The organism is Pseudomonas fitomaticsae (assembly GCF_021018765.1).
Lineage (GTDB): Bacteria > Pseudomonadota > Gammaproteobacteria > Pseudomonadales > Pseudomonadaceae > Aquipseudomonas > Aquipseudomonas fitomaticsae.
The window spans coordinates 4,238,240-4,255,908 of the sequence record NZ_CP075567.1 but is presented as its reverse complement, the minus strand read 5'-3'; the positions used below and the strand labels follow the sequence as shown (position 1 = coordinate 4,255,908).

The following is a 17,669-nucleotide window of genomic DNA, read 5'->3' as shown; positions in this document are numbered from 1 at the left end:
TTTGCCTGGGGGGCTTCCTTGACAGCTTTTTAGAGCCCTTGTTATAAAGCGGCTCTTAAGTGTCTGTAGGCCATTCAGCACTCGTTTTTGCTTTCACCAAAAAACTTAGAATCATACTCAAATAGATATAAGGGGACTTAGAGTGAACAAGTCGGAACTGATTGATGCTATCGCTGCATCCGCTGATATCCCGAAAGCTGCTGCTGGCCGTGCGCTGGACGCTGTAATCGAATCCGTCACTGGCGCTCTCAAGGCTGGCGACTCCGTTGTTCTGGTTGGCTTCGGTACTTTCTCCGTGACTGATCGTCCAGCTCGCATCGGTCGTAACCCACAGACCGGCAAGACTCTGGAAATCGCGGCAGCCAAAAAGCCAGGTTTCAAAGCCGGTAAAGCCCTGAAAGAAGCCGTCAACTAAGTTTGATTCAGGTTTTTACCCATCCGGGTCGGGGTCATGCCTGACCTGGCAGCGGAGCGGTAGAGCAGGCGGTTGGAATAGCTGCCTGTCAAACCGGGATCGAGGGTTCGAGCCCTGTCCGCTCCGCCAGTTACGAGAAGGCGCATCCTCGGATGCGCCTTTCTTCTATCCGGATTCTACCCACGCTCCACGGTTGCCTAATTTTGAAGTTCAACCGTTTCTGGGGGACGCATGCTGCAGAATATCAGGGACAATTCACAAGGCTGGATTGCCAAGACCATTATCGGAGTCATCGTTGCACTGATGGCTCTGACCGGTTTCGACGCCATTTTCCAGGCCACGACTCACAAGAACGAGGCGGCCAAGGTCAATGGTGAAGAAATCAGCCAGAACGAGCTGAGCCAGGCGGTGGATATGCAACGCCGTCAGCTGATGCAACAACTGGGCAAGGATTTCGACGCTTCCTTGCTGGACGAAAAAATGTTGCGCGAATCGGCCCTTAAAGGTCTGATCGACCGCAAACTGCTGCTGCAAGGCGCAGAAAAATCGAAATTCGCTTTCTCCGAAGCGGCCCTGGACCAAGTGATCCTGCAGACGCCTGAATTCCAGGTCGACGGCAAGTTCAGCTCCGACCGCTTCGATCAGGTGATCCGTCAACTGGGTTACAGCCGCATGCAGTTCCGCCAGATGCTGGCTCAGGAAATGCTGATCGGCCAACTGCGTGCCGGTGTGGCGGGTAGCGGTTTCGTGACCGACGCTCAGGTGCTGGCCTTCGCCCGTCTGGAAAAACAGACCCGCGACTTCGCCACGCTGAACATCAAGGCTGACCCTTCCGCCGTGAAGCTGACCGATGATGAGGTCAAGGCTTACTACGACGAGCACGCCAAGGAATTCATGACCCCGGATCAAGTGGTCATCGATTACCTGGAGCTGAAGAAGGCTTCGTTCTTCGATCAGGTCGCCGTCAAGGACGAAGACCTGCAGGCGGCGTATCAGAAAGAGATCGCCAACCTGTCGGAACAGCGTCGTGCGGCGCACATTCTGATCGAAGTCAACGACAAGACCACCGAAGCCCAGGCCAAGGCGAAGATCGAAGAAGTCCAGGCGCGTCTGGCCAAGGGCGAGAAATTCGAAGCGCTGGCCAAGGAGTTCTCGCAGGATCCGGGTTCGGCCAACAACGGCGGTGACCTCGGTTATGCCGGTCCTGGCGTTTACGATCCAGCCTTCGAGAAAGCCCTGTATTCGTTGAACAAGGATCAGGTATCCGAGCCGGTTCGTACCGACTTCGGTTTCCACCTGATCAAGCTGCTGGGTGTCGAGGCGCCTGAAGTGCCGACGCTGGCCAGCCTGAAAGACAAGCTGACCCGCGAGCTGAAAACCCAGCAGGTCGAGCAGCGTTTCGTCGAAGCGACCAAGCAACTGGAAGACTCTTCGTTCGAAGCGTCCGACCTGGCACAGCCGGCGCAGGATCTGAAACTGACCGTGCACACCTCCAAGCCGTTCGGCCGTGAAGGTGGTGAAGGCGTTGCAGCCAACCGTGCTGTAGTGACTGCGGCGTTCAGCACCGAAGTGCTGGAGGAGGGTGCCAACAGCACCGCCATCGAGCTGGATCCGGAAACCGTGATCGTGCTGCGCGCCAAGGAGCACCTGAAGCCTGCTCAATTGCCGCTGGAAAGCGTGGCTACCGCCATTCGCGCCCAGTTGACCAAAGAGCACGCCAGCGCAGCTGCCAAGACCCGCGCGGAGCAACTGATCGCCAGTCTGCGTGATGGCAAGACCCCGCTGGACAAGGCGGTGGACGGTCAGAGCTGGAAAGTCACTGAAGCGGCGAACCGCGCTCAGGAAGGCGTTGATCCGGCCGTACTGCAAGCGTTGTTCCGCATGCCGAAACCGGCTGCCAAGGACAAGCCGACCTTCACCAGCGTAACGCTGGCGGACGGCAGCCTGACCATCGTGCGCCTGAACGGCGTGAACGAAGCGGCGGCTCCGACCGATGAAGAGAAAGCGCAATACCGTCGCTTCCTCGCATCGCGCGTGGGCCAGCAGGACTTCGCGGCGTACCGCAAGCAGCTGGAAGCCGAAGCCGACATCAAGCGTTTCTGATGCCTGGCTGAGCCGCAAGACCCGAGCCCCGGATGAAAATCCGGGGCTTTTTTGTGCGCGCTATCCGGCGTTCGGGAAGCCATGACTTCGGGCGTTGATGGTCGCATACAAGGTCAGCAGCAACAGAGCTGCGACAATCCACGGGTAAGTCCCGACACCCAGGTTGTTCAGCAACAGGCCTCCTGCAAGTCCACCGCCGGCAATGCCGACATTCCACAGGGTCACCAGCATCGATTGCGCGGTATCGGCAGCCTCCTTGGCGGTTTTCGCCAGAGCCGTCTGCAACAGCGAGGGCATCGCGCCGAACGCCAGGCCCCAGACGGCGGTGGCGGTGTAGATCACGCCCGGCGATTCGCGCCACAGGCCCAGTGTGATCGCCGACAGCAGGAACAGCGTGGCGCTGACCAGTACCAGCTGACGCAGCCAGCGATCAATCAGGCTGCCGACGATCCACAGGCTCAGTACCGACGCCAGGCCAAACACCAACAACACTCGATCGATTTCTGCGCCAAGTCCCGATGGCTCCAGAAAGGGCGCGATGTAGGTGTACAGAAGGTTGTGCGCGACGACGTAGGACAAGGTCACAAACAACACGGATCGCACGCCCGGCAAGGTAAACACCTGATGCAGTGGCAGGCGTTTGCCGGCGCGCTCGCCGGCGAAATCCGGCACTTGCCAACGTACCCAGATCACCAGCAGCACGGTCAGCCCTGTCATGATCGCGAAGCTCAGGCGCCAGCCGACCGCCGTGCCCAGCAAGGTGCCGGCCGGAATGCCCAGCGACAGCGCAAGCGGCGCCCCGAGCATGGCCACCGTAATGGCCCGGCCTTGCAAGTGAGGGGCGACCATCCGGCTTGCATACCCGGCCAGCAAAGCCCACAGCAGCCCCGCGAACACGCCAGCGATCAAGCGTGCAATCAGGGTCAGCCAGTACAGCTCCGACAGCGCAGTGATGCTGTTGGCAATGGCAAACCCACCAATGGCCGACAGCAGAAGCGGGCGCCGACGCCAGCCTCGGGTGGCGATGGTCAGGGGAATCGCCGCCAGCATCGAACCGATGGCGTACAGCGTGACCAGTTGCCCGATCAGTGCCTGAGAGACATCAAGCCCCGCGCTCATCTGCGGCAGCAGGCCGGCGGGCATCGCCTCGGTCAGTACGGTGATGAACCCGGCGGTGGCCAGCGCAAGCAGTGCGCCCAGTGGTAATCGTTCTGCGGGTTCGACGGTGTCGGCGAGCGTGGGGGAAGTGAGTGGCGCATCGTTCATGGGCGGGTTTCCATTTTGCCAAAGGAGACGAAGGCCATAGGGTAGGGCGCTGCACATTCGGGAAAAACAGGTTAGGGTTCTGAACATCTCGGACAAGAATGTCGTGAATCAGGGAGGGGAGAATGGACAGTCTTGGCAGTATTTCGGTGTTCGTGCAGGTGGCGGAAACCCGCAGTTTTACCGAGGCCGGCCGCTTGCAGGGCGTGTCTTCCTCGGCGGTCGGCAAAAGCATCGCCCGCCTGGAAGCACGGCTCAATGTGCGGTTGTTTCACCGCACCACCCGCAGCATCACGCTGACCAGCGAAGGCGCGCTGTTTCTTGAGCGTTGCCGCAAGATCCTCGCCGAAGTGGAAGCGGCGGAATTCGAGTTGTGCGATGCGGCGGCGGCGCCTCACGGCAAGTTGCGAGTCAGCCTGCCGCAGGTGCATGACCTGGTGATGCCGGTCATGAACGAGTTCATGGCGCTGTACCCGCAGATCGAACTGGATCTGGACCTGACCGATCGCATGGTCGATGTGGTTGAAGAAGGCTTTGATGCTGTGATCCGTACGGGCAAGCCTCGTGATTCGCGATTGATGGCACGACCGTTGGGCGAATTTCACATGGTGTTGGTGGCCAGCCCCGCCTACTTGCGCGAGCGCGGCGAACCGCAGACCCCGGCCGATCTGGCGGAGCACGCCTGTCTTCGCCATACGTTTCACGCCACCGGCAAACTGGAGCCCTGGCCGCTCAAGCGCGAGGAGGGCGCGCCTGAGCCGGTCTTGCCGACACGTCTGGTCAGTACCTCGATCGAAGCCGTGCGGCATGCAGCGCTGGCGGGCATGGGCATCGCCTGTCTGCCAGACTTCATGATTTTTGAGGCGCAGCAGCAGGGTCGCTTGCAACGCGTGCTGGATGAGCATCTTGAGCACGTCGGGCAGTTCTGGGTCCTGTGGCCATCAAGCCGGCACGCAACCGCCAAATTGCGTGTGTTCATCGATCATTTATCGGCGCGACTTTTTCCTGTCGCCCATGACCGGTAGAGTTGTAACTGTTTTAAGACACTAATCCATACGCCGCGGGGCAGCGATCTGTTGCACAATACGCCCCGGACCGTTTTCCCTCAGGATGTTCAATGTTGAATTCTATTCCCGTGCGTTTTTTCGGGTTGGCGTTGTTGCTGACCGCCGCTGCCGGCTGCTCCAAGGACAAGCCCATCTACGAGCATGAGAATTTCGACGATTCCGGCACCTTTTCGCGCAATTACCCGGTGACCGACACCGCCAGTTGCGAAGCGGCCCGCCGAGCGTTGCTCAGCCAGGGCTACATCATTACCAGCAACGACCCGAAACTGGTCAGCGGGCACAAGAGCTTCCAGCAGACCGGCGAAACCCACCTGGAGATCAGCTTCAACGTGGTGTGCGCCGATGATGGCAGCGCCGGCCATCACGCCACCGTGTTCGCCAACGCCCTGCAGGACCGCTACGCGCTGAAGAAGACCAACAACTCGGCGAGCCTTGGGGTTGGCGTGTTGGGCTCGGTCTCGATGCCGATCGGCTCGTCTGACGATTCGATGGTCAAGGTGGCCAGCGAAACCGTGTCGTCGCAGAAGTTCTACGAGCGTTTCTTCACGCTGGTCGAGCTGTTCCTGCCGGCCGACGCGAAGAAAGCCGCGCACATCACCGAAAAACCGAAGACCGACCTGGGTGTGCCGGAAGCCAAGGCGACACCGGCTCCGCTGGCTCCAGCCCCTGCGGCTGAACCGGCCCCGACCCCAGCGCCGGCGGCCGAGCCCGCGGCGGCACCGACGCCAGCGCCTGCAGAAGCGACCCCGGCCAGTTCCGAGCCGGTAGCACCGCCGGCCGAAGCTGCACCGATCACCCCGGCACCGGTTGCCGAGCCTGCGCCCGCGACGGAAACCATCACGCCGCCGGCCAACCCGACGGACATGCCGCCGCCCTCCGAACCGATTCCGGCCATGCCTGCCTCTGGGCAGTAAACTTTACGCCACGCCTCCGACCCCTGTCGGAAGCGTGGCGTTTTGTTGTTTCCCTTGAGCTTCTTCCTGCAAGCCCCGTCGAAAAATATCCCGCGATAAATTCCTGACCGCCTGCTACGTTTATTTTATGAAGGACGCGTTTCATTTTTCCTTCACACGGGCACTTTATGCTCGAGGCACTGGTCATTTGTTCCAGGCCATTTCAAGCAAGCGTCAGGGGGATTACGCAATGGATGACTATCAAGAAGAACTGCTCGAATTCCAGGCCTACGAACTGGATTCACCCGAGCCTGCGGAAGACGCCACCGAGCTGTGACGCGTCAGCCTGTCTTGCGGTGACTGCGGCGAAATTCGCCCGGTGTCTGGCCGTTCCAGCGCTTGAAGGCGCGCTGGAAAGCTTCGGCCGAGGCAAAGCCCAGCAGGTAGGCAATTTCACCGAATGCCAGTTCGGTGTCGCGGATGTAGGTCATCGCCAGATCACGGCGAGTGTCGTTGAGGACCGCGCGAAACTGCGTGCCTTCCTCGGCGAGTTTGCGCCGTAACGTCCAGGTCGGCAGCTTCAGTCGTGCCGCCACTTCTTCCAGATCCGGTTCCCGGCCGCCATTGAGCAACGGCCCGAGCAATTGTGTGATGCGTTCACGCAGGCTGCGGGTGCGGGTCAATTGCTCGAGTTCCCGTTCACACAGACCGAGCAAATGTTTCCAGGTGCTGGGGCAATGCTCCGGGTTGCGTTGGGCCAGGCTGGTGAGGCTCAGGCGCAGTTGATTGTGTTCGGCGCCGAACTGGACCGGACAGTCGCCCAGCACGGTGTAGGCGTCGCGATAATCCGGAGTGTCGAATTCGATCTCGATCCGTTCAGCACGCAACGGCTCGGGGCTGATGCTGGACAATTGATGCAGCCAGCCGGCGATGATCGAATCCACCACAAAGCGGTTGTAGGCGTTGTACGGGCTGATCGAGTAGAACCGCAGCCACGCACCGCTGGCGTCTTCGTGGAAACTCGACTGACCGCGATAATTGGAACCGTACAACGGTTCGAAGCGAATCAGGCAGCGGGCCGCTTCGCGCACGGTCGGGGCCTGCGCGGCGGTCACACCGGCCAGCCCGGCCTGACTCAAGCGACTGAGTTGGCCCATGCGCAAACCCAGTGCGAGATCGCCGGTCAGCTGGATCGCGCCATGCCCCAGGCGCATGTAGCGCGGGATCGACAGGCGGGCGCCGGCTTCGGCCAGGCGTGCGGCATCCAGGCCGTACTGTTCGAGCAATGGCAGCGGATCGACATCATGGCTGCGCACCGCATCGGCCAGGCTGTGGACGAAGCCCACCGACAGATCCCCGAGACGCATCGGCTGCGGTTTCATGGGTTACAACCAGAGGTTCAGCAGGCGCGCGCCACGGGCTTCGCTGTCGGCGAATTGCTGGCCGTTGCTGCTGAGGAAGCTTTGTCCGGCGCTCGGTTTGTCCCAGAACTGCCCGCGCAGGAACACGCTCATGCCGGCCATTGCGTTGCTCGCCGGTGGTTGTGCGGTCAGGGTCAGGCGGTGCCAGGCCTGGCCTTCGCTGACTTCGCCCGGTTTCAGGCTGACCGAGTCCGGCACGATCAAGCCTCTGTAACCCCGCCAGGGTTGATCCCATACGCTGTGACCAGTGAGGAACGCCGGCACTGCGATCAGTTGCGCGCCTTGCTCGTCCAGTTTGCGGTAATTGTCCGGATACCAGCTGTCTTTGCCGATCAGCACGCCGAGGCGCCCGGCCGGGGTATCGACCACATTGATCCGGGAAGCGTCGTAGGTGCTGGAGTCGTCCTGATCGAAGATCGGGCGCATCTGGCGCTGTGGCTGGCCGAGCGGGGCGCCGTCACGACCGAATACCACCGTGCTGTTGTACAGCGCACCACTGCCGGCCTTGAGCCGGCCTTCGGTGATGTTCGGTTCAGGCAAAACGATCGAACCGGCCACCAGGGTGATGTGGAATTCCTTGGCCAACCCACCGAACAGCGCCTGATAGTCCTTGGCCATGTCCCGGGATTTCATCCGCAGGTGCGCGTCATCCAGACGGCTGCTGCCCTTGGCGGTGAGCCAGGCGCGAGCAAATTGCACCGGGTTGCTCGCTGCCAGCCAGTTCATCGCTTCGGCGAAAGTGGCGGCCTGGTACAGCTCGTCTTTCTCGCCACTGATCATCAGCCAGGTGCCGACATGCTCCGGCAGGATGACCACGGTTTTTTCATTCAACAGGCCCTGATCCTGCGCCTGCTGCAGATAGGCGGCGAGCTTGCGGTGCAGGCGTTCGGGGCTTTGGTAGTCGGTGGGGAACAGCTCGGGCTGGATGCCCAGCAGGTTGCCGCGGTCGGCGGGCGTGCCCTGATCAACCGCGAGTTTGATCCGCAGATCCGACAGGTAATGACCGGCCGGGCGGTCAGCCGCCCACATGGCGTAGAAGGTGAGCGCGGCGATGAGCGCCATGGAAAAGGTGAGGTACAGAAGTTTGCGCATGAAATCCAACAACAACCGGGTACAGGGTGTGCGGACAGGGTAGGGCGCCAGCCCCGGCTTGCCAAGGGGCGCTGCGCATTTGGATCAATAACTTGTCAGTTACGGTCATTGAGTGACAGCGATGCGACTCCTAATCTGTCGAGCATGACTGACGGGGGACGCAGAGCTCCCGCATTTTCCGTGATCGCTCGCTGTGGAGTTAACGATGACCGCCACTCAATACCCGCACCTGTTGGCCCCGCTGGACCTGGGATTCACCACGTTGCGCAACCGCACCCTGATGGGTTCGATGCACACCGGCCTTGAAGAGAAGCCGGGTGGTTTCGAACGCATGGCGGCGTATTTCGCCGAGCGTGCCCGTGGCGGTGTCGGCCTGATGGTCACCGGCGGTATCGGTCCGAACGACGAGGGCGGCGTGTACTCCGGCGCGGCCAAGCTGACCACCGAGGAAGAAGCGCTCAAGCACCGCATCGTGACGCGCGCCGTGCATGATGCGGGCGGCAAGATCTGCATGCAGATCCTCCACGCCGGCCGTTATGCCTACAGCCCGAAACAGGTCGCGCCGAGCGCCATTCAAGCGCCGATCAACCCGTTCAAGCCCAAAGAACTGGACGAGGAAGGCATCGAGAAACAGATCAGCGATTTCGTCACCTGCTCGGTACTGGCCCAGACCGCCGAGTACGACGGCGTGGAGATCATGGGCTCGGAAGGTTATTTCATTAACCAGTTCCTCGCGGCCCACACCAACCACCGCACCGACCGTTGGGGCGGCAGCTACGAAAACCGCATGCGCCTGCCGGTGGAAATCGTTCGTCGCGTACGTGAAGCGGTCGGCCCGAACTTCATCATCATCTTCCGTCTGTCGATGCTCGATCTGGTGGAAGGCGGCAGCACCTGGGAAGAAATCGTCACCCTGGCCAAAGCCATCGAGCAGGCCGGCGCGACCATCATCAACACCGGCATCGGCTGGCACGAAGCGCGGATCCCGACCATCGCCACCAAAGTGCCGCGTGCGGCATTCAGCAAGGTCACGGCCAAGCTGCGTGGCTCGGTGAGTATTCCGCTGATCACCACCAACCGCATCAACACCCCGGAAATCGCCGAGCAGATTCTGGCTGAAGGCGATGCCGACATGGTGTCGATGGCGCGGCCGTTCCTCGCCGATCCGGACTTCGTCAACAAGGCTGCCGAGGGCCGCGCCGACGAAATCAACACCTGCATCGGCTGCAACCAGGCCTGCCTCGATCACACCTTCGGCGGCAAGCTCACCAGCTGCCTGGTCAACCCGCGTGCCTGCCACGAGACCGAACTCAACTACCTGCCGGTCAAGCAGATCAAGAAAATCGCCGTGGTCGGTGCCGGTCCTGCCGGTCTGTCCGCCGCCACCGTGGCCGCCGAGCGCGGGCATCAGGTGACGCTGTTCGATTCGGCCAGCGAAATCGGTGGCCAGTTCAACGTCGCCAAGCGCGTGCCGGGCAAGGAAGAGTTCTACGAAACCCTGCGCTACTTCAAACGCAAACTGCAGACCACCAACGTCGAGGTGTGCCTGAACACCCGCGTCGACGTGGCAAAACTGGTCGAGGGCGGTTACGACGAAGTCATTCTGGCGACCGGCATTGCGCCGCGTCTGCCGGCGATTCCGGGTGTCGAGAACGCCAAAGTGCTGAGCTATCTGGATGTGCTGCTCGAGCGCAAACCGGTCGGCAAGCGCGTAGCGGTAATCGGTGCCGGCGGTATCGGTTTTGACGTGTCGGAATTCCTCGTCCATGAAGGTGTGGCCACCAGTCAGGATCGCGCCGCGTTCTGGAAAGAGTGGGGCATCGACACGAATCTGGAAGCCCGTGGTGGCGTAGCCGGGATCAAGGCTGCACCGCACGCACCGGCCCGCGACGTGTTCCTGCTGCAACGCAAGAAATCCAAGGTCGGCGACGGTCTGGGCAAGACCACCGGCTGGATTCATCGCACCGGTCTGAAGAACAAGCAGGTGCAGATGCTCAACAGCGTCGAGTACCTGAAGATCGACGACGAAGGCCTGCATATCCGCATCGGCGAAACCGGCGAGCCGCAAGTGCTGTCGGTGGACAACATCGTCATCTGCGCCGGCCAGGATCCACTGCGTGAGCTGCACGACGGTCTGGTCGCAGCCGGGCAGAACGTGCACCTGATCGGTGGCGCCGATGTGGCGGCCGAGCTGGATGCCAAACGCGCGATCAATCAGGGTTCGCGTCTGGCCGCCGAGCTCTGATCCACCCTAGAATGCCGGCTCTTTGCACAGAGCCGGCCTTCATGTTTCTGCCTCCCACCGACTGGCTACCTCAAGCCCCCCTCGAACCGCTTCATCTGGACTGGCTCACCGCCGCCGGCATTGAAGCCGCGATCCTGCGTCTGGACCGGATCGACCCGCTGATCAGCGGCAACAAGTGGTTCAAACTTGTCGAGCATCTCAAAGCCGCCAATAACGCGGGTGCCGAAGGCATCATCAGCCTGGGCGGTGCGCACTCCAATCATCTGCATGCACTGGCGGCTGCGGGCAAGCGCCTGGGATTCGCAACGGTCGGGCTGTTGCGCGGGCATCCGCAGGACACGCCGACGGTGAGGGATCTGCAGGACTTCGGCATGCAACTGCACTGGCTCGGTTACGGCGGCTATCGGGCGCGGCACGAGCCGGGGTTCTGGCAGCCGTGGCTGGCGCAATATCCTACGCTGCATCCGGTGCCCGAAGGGGGCGGCGGTTTGCCGGGCGCGCAGGGTTGCGCGGCGCTGAAGGATCAGGTCAGTCAACAAATCGGCACGCTCGGCTGGGACGACTATCACGGTTGGTGGCTGGCCTGCGGCACGGGCACCACGCTCGCGGGATTGGTGTTGGCCGAGGCCGGACAACATGCGGTGTACGGCGCAATGGCCGTGCCAGACGATCACGGCGTCGCGGCCAAAGTCGAGGCCATTGTCGGTGAGACCGGGCGCTACGAGCTGATCGACGCCAGCCGTGGTGGTTTCGCCAAGGTCGATCCGGCGTTGCTTGAATTCATCGCGCAAACCGAGCAGGCCAGCGGCATTCCCCTCGAACCGCTGTACACCGGCAAAGCCTTGCTGGCGCTCAAACAACAGATCGAGGCGGGCCGCTTTGTCCGGGGTTCACGCTTGATCTTCGTCCACACTGGCGGCTTGCAGGGCCGGCGCGGATTCGACGGTTAACCCTGGCTGCGCTTGGGCATCATCCGCAGCAACGTGTTATCGCGCACCACGTAATGGTGATAGATCCCCGCCAGCGCATGCAGGCCGATCAGCCAGTAGCCGATGGTGCTGATCAGCACATGCCAGTGCTCAACCTCTTTGGCGAACACCTTGTCTTCACTCACCAGCAACGGCAGGTCGAAACCGTAGAACATCACCTGATGACCTTCGGCGCTGGTGATCAGCCAGCCGAGGATCGGCATGCTGATCATGAACAGGTACAACGCCCAGTGCATCAAGCGTGCGAGGGTGGTTTGCCACTGTGGCGAGGCCGGGAAGATTTTCGGCGCCGGGCCCAGGCTGCGGGCGAACAGGCGAAACCAGACCAGCACGAACACGGTCAGCCCGAGCATGTAATGCACTTCGCGGATCAGCGTGCGGCCACCGCTGCCCTTGGGAAACAGCCCGCGCAATTCCATGCTGGCGTACACCAGCACCAACAGCACCAGCATCAGCCAGTGCAACAGGATCGACACGGTGCTGTAACGGGATTCGGAATTTGTCCACGGCATACGGCGTTCCTCACGGTTCAGGGCTCAAGCGTGCCGTTCTGCGACGGCATGCCTTAACTGTAATCCCCTTTGGCGCGTTTGCCCGAGGCTAAAAAAGCTTTCACTGAGCTGAATCAGCGATTTGACTGAAAACACCCATGAAAAAACGCCAGTGTCGGGCAGACACTGGCGTTTTTGTTTGCCGCGATGGATGTAATCAGCTGCTTTGCGGCATCTCGCCGTTGGCCAGGCGCTTGTTGATGTCGGCAATCACTTCCGGCAGATCGCTGATGGTGTCGATCATGTAGTGCGGACGCGAACCTTCGAACAGCGCGTGAATGCGCTTGCGCTCACTGGCCAGCGCGTCGCTGCCCAGTGCGCGGTAGCCTTCGTAATCCAGGCCCAGCGCATTGCCGGAGCAGATCAGCGCCACGGTCCACATCCCGGCACGCCGACCTTCAAGAATGCCCGGCACGGTGTCGTCGATCTTCACGCAGGCGGCGACATCGTCGATGCCCAGCGCAATCACGTTGGCCAGCGCTTGGGCCGGCCATGGGCGGCCGTTCGGCACTTCGTCGGTGGCCACGACGTGGTCGGCGATGTAGCCGTTGGTGGCGGCCAGTGCCACGACCTTGTCCATCACTTGCTTCGGATAACCCGAGCAGGAACCGATCTTGATCCCTTGCTGACGCAGGTTGGCGATGGTCTCCAGCGCGCCGGGAATCAGCGCCGAATGCTCGGCGATTTTCTCGATCTGCAGCGGCATGAAGCGGTTGTAGATCGCGGTCACGTCATCGTCGGTCGGGGTGCGACCGAATGCTTTGCGATAGCGCTCGGCAACCTGCGGTTGATCGCACAGGGTACGGATGTGATCCCACTTGCCCATGCCCATCGGGCCACGGGCTTCTTCGATGGAAACCTGGACATCGAACTCGGCGAAGGCTTCGACAAAGATCTGGGTCGGTGCGAAAGAACCGAAGTCGACCACGGTGCCGGCCCAGTCGAGGATGGCGGCTTGCAGCTGGGTTGGGTTGTTGTAGTTCATGGCAAAAATTCCTGTGATAACACGCAATTCGGAGTTCGCTGTCCCTGTGGGAGCGGGCTTTGTGGTGTTGATTAAATTTCCAGGACTTCCATCTCGCGCAGCACTTCACCCACCGCCGCGACGGCTTCGCGCATCTGTGCCGGGGTGACGTGGCCGATACAGCCGACGCGGAAGGTTTCGACCTGGGTCAGCTTGCCGGGGTAGAGGATGTAACCCTTGGCCTTGACCCGTTCGTAGAAGTCCTTGAACTGGTAGCGCGGATCTTTCGGGGCGTGGAAGGTCGCGATGATCGGCGCCTGGATCGCAGCAGGCAGGAAACTGCGCAAGCCGAGTTTGCCCATCTCCTCCATTAACGCCTGGCAGTTGGCGGCGTAACGCGCATGCCGCGCCGGCAGGCCGCCTTCTTCGTTGTATTGCAGCAGGGCTTCATGCAACGCGGCGACCACGTGGGTCGGCGGGGTGAAGCGCCATTGGCCGGTCTTCTTCATGTAGCTGTGCTGATCGAACAGGTCCATCGCCAGCGAATGCGAATTGCCGGCGACTGCGGCCAGGGATTCCTTGCGGGCAAACACGAAGCCCATGCCCGGCACGCCTTCCAGACATTTGCCGGACGCGGCGATCAGCGCGTCGAACGGGACGTTTTGCGCATCCACCGGCAATGCGCCGAAGGAACTCATGGCATCAATGATCAGGCGTTTGCCGTGTTGCTCGACGACCTGGGCAATTTCCGGCAGCGGGTTAAGGATGCCGGTGCTGGTTTCGCAGTGGATCAGCGCGACGTGGGTAACGTCGCTGTCGGCGCGCAGCAGGCGGTCGACGTCGGCGGCGGTGGTCGGCTCGTCTTCAGCGGTTTCAAAGGTGCTGAACGAGCGGCCGAGCACTTCGCAGATTTTCGCCAGACGCTTGCCGTAGGCGCCGTTGATCAGCACCAGCACCTTGCCGTCGCGGGGGACGAGGGTACCGATCGCGGCTTCGACGGCGAAGGTGCCGCTGCCCTGCAAAGGTACGCAGTGATGGCTGTCGGCGCCGTTGAGGATCGCCAGCAGTTGCTCGCACAGGCTGGCGGTCAGTTGGTTGAAGCGGTCATCCCATGAACCCCAGTCGACCATCATCGCCTGGCGGGTGCGGGCCGAGGTGGTCAACGGGCCGGGAGTGAGCAGGATGGGTGCGGCAGTACTCATTCGTGTGTCCTCGCGATAGCGCTGTGGGATGAAGCTACGGGGCATACGTTGCAATTCGGCGGATCATCAATCAAATTGTTTGTTGTTATGCCAGCCATCAGTGAGGGTTATCCATGAACCTGTTCCAGCTCCGCGCCTTTGACGCCGTGGCCCGGGAGGGCAGCTTCACCCGTGCCGCCGCGCGGTTGTTCATCAGCCAGCCGGCGGTCACCGGGCACATCAAGGCGCTGGAGGAGCATTACCAGATCACCCTGTTGCGACGGACGGCGCGTCGGGTCGAGCTGACCGAGGAGGGCACCAAACTGGCGGCGATCACCCGGGCAATGTTCGGCATGGCCGAAGAGGCACAGGCGCTGCTGGAAGCCAATCGGCAATTGCTGACTGGACGTCTTGAGGTGGCGGCGGACGGCCCGCACATGGTCATGCCGATGCTCGCCAGCCTGCGGGCGCGGTATCCGGGAATCACGGTGAATCTGCGGTTGGGCAATGCTCAGGAAACGTTGGCGGCGTTGTTGTCCGAGCATGCCGATGTGGCGGTGCTGACCGAGGTGGAGCCGCGCAAGGGCTTGCATCTGCAAGCGTTGAGTGAATCGCGGATCTGCGCACTGGTGCCGGCGGGGCATCCGTGGGCGACGCGTTCCGGCGAGGTCAGGCTCAAGGAGCTGGATCAGGTGATCATGGTGTTGCGCGAGCCCAGTTCGATTACCCGGCGCACGTTCGATCAGGCCTGTGCGCAGGCTTCGGTCAGTCCACGGGTGTTGCTGGAACTGGACAGCCGCGAGGCGGTGACAGAGGCGGTGGCGGCTGAACTGGGGGTCGGGGTGGTGTCATCGGTCGAGGTCAGCCACGATCCCCGCGTCGTCGCGATTCCCATTGCGGGAGAAGGGCTGGTGAACCGGCACATGATCGGCTGCGTGGAGCGGCGGCGGGAACTGCGCTTGATTCAGGCGTTTTTCGGGTTGGCCCCTGTCTGAACAAGGCTTTCGCGCACCATCTCGAGAAACGTCGCCACCACCCGCCGCGAACTCTGCTCGCGCAGGCACACCAGCGTCTCGGTCAAGCGCCGGGTGCAATCGGTGATCGGCAACGCGCAAACCCGCGAGTCCGCACCAAACTCCGCCGCCGACACCACACCCACGCCAATCCCCACCACCACTGCCTCCCGCGCCGCTTCCCGGCCTTCGACCTGGATCGCCGGGCGGATGCGGAAACCGGCGCGGGCCATTTCTTCTTCCAGGGTCTGGCGGGTGACCGAGCCGTGTTCGCGCAGCACCAGCGGCGTGTCGTCCAGATCTTCCAGACAGATCGACTCACGCTCGGCCCACGGATGATGGCGTGATACGAACGCCACCATCGGGTCGTTGCGCAGTGGCACGCATAACAGGCGCTCATCGCTGACATCACGCCCGAGCAACGCCAGATCAGCCTGATAGTTGAACAGTCGAAACAGCGATTCATCGGTGTTACCGGTCTCGATCTTCACGCTGATCCCCGGATAGCGCTCACAGAACCGGGCGATCTGTGGCAGCACATGCACCGGCGCATCCACCGCCAGAATCAGGCTGCCGGTCTGCAAGGCCTGGGATTCCTGCAACAACTCCTGGGCTTCGGCCTCGACCACAAACAGACGCTGGGTGATTGCCAGCAAGCGCTCGCCCAGATCCGTCAGGCGCACCGAGCGCTTGTTGCGATGGAACAGCAACACACCGAAGCGCTCTTCCAGCTTGCGCACCTGGTCGGAAATCGCCGGTTGCGTCAGATAAAGCCGCTCGGCGGCCTTGGTGAAGCTTCCGTGCACGGCCACGGCGTGAAAGGCTTTGAGCTGTGCGTGTGAAACCGACATGGTTGATTCCTTGTTTACAGGTGCAGTTCAGTAACAAGCTGAGCTTATGTGTGAAATACGATAAATCGATTTTATTTATTAAACAGTAATTGCTTTGATCGGCTCACGCCAACGCTGACTGCCCGGTCGGGCAGCGACGCTGGCCATGAGCCTGTGCGTGCAACACCGGGACTCATCTGACCGGTATCGCCGAAGGGACGGGGTGATATCGCAGTGCTCAACAATAAAAAACACAGGCGTTTACTCATCGATTCTGCCGGCACACTCACACCCTGAGGTCAGAACCACAATGAACAAGCACATCGGCACCATTGCGCGTTGGCGCATGCAGATCTTCGCTGTCACCTGGCTCGCTTACGCCGCGTTCTATTTCACCCGCAAAGCCTTTTCGGTGGCCAAACTGGGCATCGCCGAAGACCCCGGCTTCACCCTCGACAAAATGGCGATGGCCAACCTCGACGCGATTTACCTGGCGGCCTACGCCATCGGCCAATTCACCTGGGGCATGCTCGCCGACCGCTTCGGGCCGCGGGTCGTGGTGCTCGGCGGCTTGCTGATTTCCGCTGCGGCGGCGCTGGTGATGGGCAGTTTCGCGACCTTGCCGATCTTCGCCACCTGCATGCTGATTCAGGGGCTGGCGCAGTCCACCGGCTGGTCGGGGCTGTGCAAGAACCTCGGCAGTTTCTTCCCCTCCGAACAACGCGGGCGAGTGCTCGGGTTGTGGAGCTCCTGTTATGCATTCGGCGGTCTGGTGGCCTCGCCGTTCGCCGGCTGGTGGGCGTACACGCTGATCGGGTCGTGGCACGCGGCGTTCATTTCCAGTGCGGTGGTGGTGGCCGTGGTGGCGCTGTTGTTCTTCATCTTCCAGCGCGACAAGCCGGAAGACGTCGGCTTGCCGGCCGTGGAGCCGGAGCCGGTCATCAGCGCCGAAGAGGCCGAAGCCAACAGCAAGCTCAGCGTATGGGAGCCACTCAAGGAAATCCTGCGCAACCGTACGGTGCTGGTACTCGGGCTGGCGTATTTCCTGTTGAAACCGGCGCGTTACGCGATTCTGCTGTGGGGCCCGGTGATCGTGTTCGAACAGATGCCCTCGGTCGGCAAGGTCGGCGCGGCGATCATCCCCACGGCGTTTGAACTGGCCGGGTTGCTGGGCCCGATCATGATCGGCCTGGCCTCGGACAAACTGTTCGGCGCCCGGCGCATGCCGGCCTGCGTGTTGAGTCTGCTGGCGCTGACCGTGACCCTCGCGCTGTTCATGGGCGCCCTGCACACCGGTAGCGTGATGCTGGTGGTCGCACTGTTGTTCGTGATGGGCCTGACCCTGTACGGCCCGGACTCGATGATCAGCGGCGCCGCCGCGATCGATTTCGGCAAGGCCAAGGCCGGCGCCACGGCGGCCGGATTCGTCAACGGCTGCGGCTCGGTCGGTGCGGTGCTCGGTGGTTTGCTGCCGGGCTACTTCGACTCGGTGACGGTGTTCATCGTGTTCGCCGGTTGTGCGCTGTTCTCGGCGCTGGTGCTGATCCCGCACTGGAACAGCCGCCCGGTCGGCGTCATGGAGCCACGTGCCTGCGTGCCCAATCGCGCCCTGACCATCAAACCCCTGCGTAACTGAATAAAC

16 protein-coding genes are annotated in these 17,669 nt (G+C 61.8%); 9 read left to right on the top strand and 7 right to left on the bottom strand.

Annotation, left to right across the window (positions count from 1 at the left end):
* Nucleotides 1-142: 142 nt before the first annotated feature.
* Nucleotides 143-415, top strand: coding sequence for an HU family DNA-binding protein (locus KJY40_RS19105; protein ID WP_002552737.1), 273 nt, complete (start codon nucleotides 143-145; stop codon nucleotides 413-415).
* A gap of 231 nt (nucleotides 416-646) precedes the next feature.
* A complete protein-coding gene (locus KJY40_RS19100; protein ID WP_230731800.1) occupies nucleotides 647-2,518 on the top strand; it encodes a SurA N-terminal domain-containing protein in 1,872 nt (623 codons plus the stop codon).
* 60 nt (nucleotides 2,519-2,578) lie between these two features.
* Here the strand turns inward: KJY40_RS19100 and KJY40_RS19095 are convergent, their stop codons facing one another.
* Nucleotides 2,579-3,784, bottom strand: coding sequence for an MFS transporter (locus KJY40_RS19095; RefSeq protein WP_230731798.1), 1,206 nt, complete (start codon nucleotides 3,782-3,784; stop codon nucleotides 2,579-2,581).
* A 122-nt stretch (nucleotides 3,785-3,906) separates the two neighbouring features.
* Between KJY40_RS19095 and KJY40_RS19090 the strand changes: the two genes are divergently transcribed.
* From KJY40_RS19090 to KJY40_RS29615, 3 genes are all read left to right on the top strand, one after another.
* Complete coding sequence (locus KJY40_RS19090; RefSeq protein ID WP_230731796.1) at nucleotides 3,907-4,806, top strand: LysR family transcriptional regulator; 900 nt, start codon at nucleotides 3,907-3,909, stop codon at nucleotides 4,804-4,806.
* A 92-nt stretch (nucleotides 4,807-4,898) separates the two neighbouring features.
* The gene (locus KJY40_RS19085; protein WP_230731789.1) at nucleotides 4,899-5,762 is read left to right on the top strand and encodes a DUF2242 domain-containing protein; all 864 of its coding nucleotides are present in this window, start codon (nucleotides 4,899-4,901) and stop codon (nucleotides 5,760-5,762) included.
* Nucleotides 5,763-5,949: 187 nt separating this feature from the next.
* Nucleotides 5,950-6,078 carry a hypothetical protein gene (locus tag KJY40_RS29615; RefSeq protein ID WP_264302530.1) on the top strand — a complete coding sequence of 43 codons (129 nt, stop codon included), beginning with the start codon at nucleotides 5,950-5,952 and terminating at the stop codon, nucleotides 6,076-6,078.
* A 4-nt stretch (nucleotides 6,079-6,082) separates the two neighbouring features.
* On the opposite strand, the gene KJY40_RS19080 is transcribed toward KJY40_RS29615, so the two are convergent.
* Nucleotides 6,083-7,123, bottom strand: a complete 1,041-nt coding sequence (locus tag KJY40_RS19080) for an AraC family transcriptional regulator (RefSeq protein ID WP_230731788.1) — start codon at nucleotides 7,121-7,123, stop codon at nucleotides 6,083-6,085.
* Between the two features lie 3 nt (nucleotides 7,124-7,126).
* A complete protein-coding gene (locus tag KJY40_RS19075) occupies nucleotides 7,127-8,254 on the bottom strand; it encodes a nitrilase-related carbon-nitrogen hydrolase (protein WP_230731786.1) in 1,128 nt (375 codons plus the stop codon).
* Nucleotides 8,255-8,459: 205 nt separating this feature from the next.
* Between KJY40_RS19075 and KJY40_RS19070 the strand changes: the two genes are divergently transcribed.
* On the top strand, nucleotides 8,460-10,499 hold the full coding sequence (locus KJY40_RS19070; RefSeq protein WP_230731784.1) for an NADPH-dependent 2,4-dienoyl-CoA reductase: 2,040 nt from the start codon (nucleotides 8,460-8,462) through the stop codon (nucleotides 10,497-10,499).
* Nucleotides 10,500-10,540: 41 nt separating this feature from the next.
* Nucleotides 10,541-11,449 (top strand): 1-aminocyclopropane-1-carboxylate deaminase/D-cysteine desulfhydrase, encoded by a 909-nt coding sequence (locus KJY40_RS19065; RefSeq protein ID WP_230731780.1) that lies wholly within the window; start codon nucleotides 10,541-10,543, stop codon nucleotides 11,447-11,449.
* On the opposite strand, the gene KJY40_RS19060 is transcribed toward KJY40_RS19065, so the two are convergent.
* From KJY40_RS19060 to KJY40_RS19050, 3 genes are all read right to left on the bottom strand, one after another.
* On the bottom strand, nucleotides 11,446-12,000 hold the full coding sequence (locus tag KJY40_RS19060; RefSeq protein WP_221533201.1) for a cytochrome b: 555 nt from the start codon (nucleotides 11,998-12,000) through the stop codon (nucleotides 11,446-11,448). The two genes, KJY40_RS19065 and KJY40_RS19060, sit on opposite strands and share 4 nt — an antisense overlap.
* A 196-nt stretch (nucleotides 12,001-12,196) precedes the next feature.
* Nucleotides 12,197-13,024 (bottom strand): phosphonoacetaldehyde hydrolase, encoded by an 828-nt coding sequence (gene phnX / locus KJY40_RS19055; RefSeq protein WP_007951546.1) that lies wholly within the window; start codon nucleotides 13,022-13,024, stop codon nucleotides 12,197-12,199.
* Between the two features lie 71 nt (nucleotides 13,025-13,095).
* Entirely contained in the window at nucleotides 13,096-14,205 is a 1,110-nt protein-coding gene (locus tag KJY40_RS19050) for a 2-aminoethylphosphonate--pyruvate transaminase (RefSeq protein ID WP_230731775.1), read from the bottom strand.
* A gap of 113 nt (nucleotides 14,206-14,318) precedes the next feature.
* Here KJY40_RS19050 and KJY40_RS19045 point away from each other — a divergent pair, with 113 nt between their 5' ends.
* A complete protein-coding gene (locus KJY40_RS19045; protein WP_007951544.1) occupies nucleotides 14,319-15,179 on the top strand; it encodes a LysR substrate-binding domain-containing protein in 861 nt (286 codons plus the stop codon).
* On the opposite strand, the gene KJY40_RS19040 is transcribed toward KJY40_RS19045, so the two are convergent.
* A complete protein-coding gene (locus KJY40_RS19040; protein ID WP_007951543.1) occupies nucleotides 15,149-16,048 on the bottom strand; it encodes a LysR family transcriptional regulator in 900 nt (299 codons plus the stop codon). The two genes, KJY40_RS19045 and KJY40_RS19040, sit on opposite strands and share 31 nt — an antisense overlap.
* Before the next feature lie 289 nt (nucleotides 16,049-16,337).
* On the opposite strand from KJY40_RS19040, the gene KJY40_RS19035 reads away from it, so the two are divergent.
* Nucleotides 16,338-17,663, top strand: coding sequence for an MFS transporter (locus KJY40_RS19035; RefSeq protein WP_230731773.1), 1,326 nt, complete (start codon nucleotides 16,338-16,340; stop codon nucleotides 17,661-17,663).
* Nucleotides 17,664-17,669 lie beyond the last annotated feature (6 nt).